The sequence below is a fragment of the Planktothrix sp. FACHB-1355 genome (assembly GCF_014748295.1).
GTDB lineage: Bacteria > Cyanobacteriota > Cyanobacteriia > Cyanobacteriales > Aerosakkonemataceae > Aerosakkonema > Aerosakkonema funiforme_A.
In genome coordinates this window covers 1-2,502 of the sequence record NZ_JACJUP010001047.1, presented here as the reverse complement: position 1 = coordinate 2,502, position 2,502 = coordinate 1, and the positions used below count along the sequence as shown (strand labels likewise).

Below are 2,502 nucleotides of genomic sequence, written 5' to 3'. Positions count from 1 at the left end.
GATGCTACCGGACATGATATAAAGCGCTACGGCTTTTGCGTTTAAATGAGTGACTTTCTTTTGCGACTTTGGCGTTAAAGTAAAATCGTCAACGTCCGCCTTTAAGACGAAACAAGAGAAACTGCGTTACTTGCTTCTCGTTAAAATTATCATCGCTTACTAAAATCAAACTTTGACTGCCGTCGGGGAAACGAGGGCCAAATGTGATTCCCTCGATATTATCCAAACTAATCCCAAGTTCTTTCAAATCCAAAAGTAACTTTTTCTTAATCGGATCGATCGCCCGCAGTTCCCCTTTTAATGTCACAATACGGGAAGTATCGGTGGCTGCGCCAGTCGCGATTTGAAAAATGCGAATATCGTTACCAAAAATACCGAAAGAACGCTCTACACTAAGAAAATGTCCGCCTTGGTCTATTGCCAGCAATTCCACTAAACCATGAAATTGAGCGCCTGGTGGAGGTGGCGATAGCTGATAAAGATGTTCGGAAATGGGAATGGGGGCGCGATCGCTCACTAAGTAGTGTAGCAGACGGCATTTAATAGGTTGCAGTTTGGGATTGCCGCGATCGTCTAATTGTACTGGATCGCGGTCTTGTACGAGCGCCGATTCTGTAGCTGTAAATAAGCGAATTGGTTCGCCGCTAGCTGGTGTAGATCCGGTAGGATTGAGTGTGAGAGCTTCAAATCCCAAGTTCTCTGGAACGCCTCGCTGTTGCTTGTCTCCGTTAGCATCGGGGATGTAGCGCTGCGGGATGGCGAATTTTTGGCGCAAACGTCCTGTTTGCAAATCGAATTCACCGACGGAAGGGGGGACGCTGTTTCTGGCGACACCTTCGCTGGAAATAAATACGGTTCGTTGGGGAGAAAGGGCGATTCCTTCTGGATCTATAGTGTATTTGGGAAAAGGTTGTCCGTCTTGTCCTTTGAGGAAAGTGACCTTTTCTACTTGTACGTTTTGGATACCAGTGTTGCCAAGAGAGAGCTTAAGGGTGTAAAAACGAGCTGGAGCGAATACGCTTTGGTCGTCGGAAAGGGCGTAAAAGCGATCGATCCGGCGATCGTATGCTAGCGCCGACAATCCGCCAACTGGCGTACCTTGAAACTTTTGCTTGGGTAGCTGGTACTGTCCCAAAAATTCTAGGGATAAGTTGAGAAAAGTGCGCTGTTGGGCGCTGACTTGCGGCAAACTACAAGCAGAGAGCAAACTCAGTAGCCCTGCTGCTAAAACTAATAATAGTCTTTGTAAGCTTTTGTTCACCAACCTCTCCTGAAATTTCAAATTTTAGATTTGAGATTTCAAATTTTAATATATAGCAACCGCCAAGTCGGTTAGGACAACTTCAAATCTTCCCTCTAGTCTTTCTATCCTTTACTCGCTAACCCTGTTCCCTGTTCCCTAACCCCTAGCCCCTAACCCCTAGCCCCTTTTATATGCCCAATCGCAAACAGCTAAAACTCCAAGTTTCTCTTCCCCCGCTTTTGTTTTCTTCGGTGTTGTGCGTGGGCATCACTTACCCAGCCATAGCCGCCGATAACAATAATAACAATAGTAATAAAAAGCCCAACCCAAATCAATTTCCTCCCAATCCGTTGGAAATCAGAGTTCGCGATCCGTTGATACCTCGTTCTGGCAGAGATAAACGACCTCTGACTCAGGCAGAACTGGCAACTTTAGCAACTGCATTGGATCGATTAAATGCCGAAGCTGCTGCCAAATTACAAGCTAACGACGAAAAGGGCGCGTTGGAAACATGGTATCGCGAATTGCGATTGCGGCGATATTTGGGATTGTTGCCGGAAGTGCAAGCGCTGAGTCGCGTTGGCGGAATTGCTTGGGAGAGAAATCTCAGCGAAGATGTGCAGTATATCACAAAAAGGCTGCAAACGATTCAGCAAACACAATTGAAGCCGCCAGTGGAGTTGGATTTGTTGCGATCGCTCGCTGCTGCATTCGAGCAAGTCAGAGCGCCTGACTGGTCTGTCAAGGTTTACGAACAAATTTTAGCAGCAATGCGGCAGCAAGGCAATAAAGTTCAAGAAGAAGCGCTGCTATTGAAAATTGGCGAATTGAGTTTAAGTTGGTTTGATTACGCGAAGGCGATAAGCGCTTATCAAGAATTAGTAAATTTCGCACAACAGGCAGGCGATCGCACCAAGCAAGTTAATTATCTCAAAGTACTGGCATATCTTTACGGCAAAGATAACCAAATTGAAAAATCCATTAAGATAAAGCAGGAATTAATTGAATTTTACCGCAACCAACAAGATTTCGTCCAAATTCCGGCTATTCAATTGGAAATAGGGTCAGCTTACGAAGCAGTCGGTCGCCTGGAACAAGCCACACAAAATTATCAAGAAGCATACGCCTTTGCTTGGTCAATTCAACAGTATGCTGCCGCAGGCGATGCGCTGCGGAAGTTAGTCGCACTGCAACGCTCTCAGAAGCAAATAAACGCTGCTTTGGAAACTTATCAAGTCCTTGTGCAGGCTGATTATTTA

Annotated in this window: 2 protein-coding genes; one reads left to right on the top strand and one right to left on the bottom strand. The window is 45.7% G+C overall.

Going from position 1 to position 2,502, the window contains the following annotated elements; translation table 11 throughout:
- Positions 1-88 precede the first annotated feature (88 nt).
- Positions 89-1,261 (bottom strand): esterase-like activity of phytase family protein, encoded by a 1,173-nt coding sequence (locus H6S82_RS28765; RefSeq protein WP_322111877.1) that lies wholly within the window; start codon positions 1,259-1,261, stop codon positions 89-91.
- Between the two features lie 173 nt (positions 1,262-1,434).
- Here H6S82_RS28765 and H6S82_RS28760 point away from each other — a divergent pair.
- Positions 1,435-2,502 (top strand): hypothetical protein (locus H6S82_RS28760; protein WP_191057140.1); only part of this gene is annotated, 1,068 nt, incomplete at its 3' end.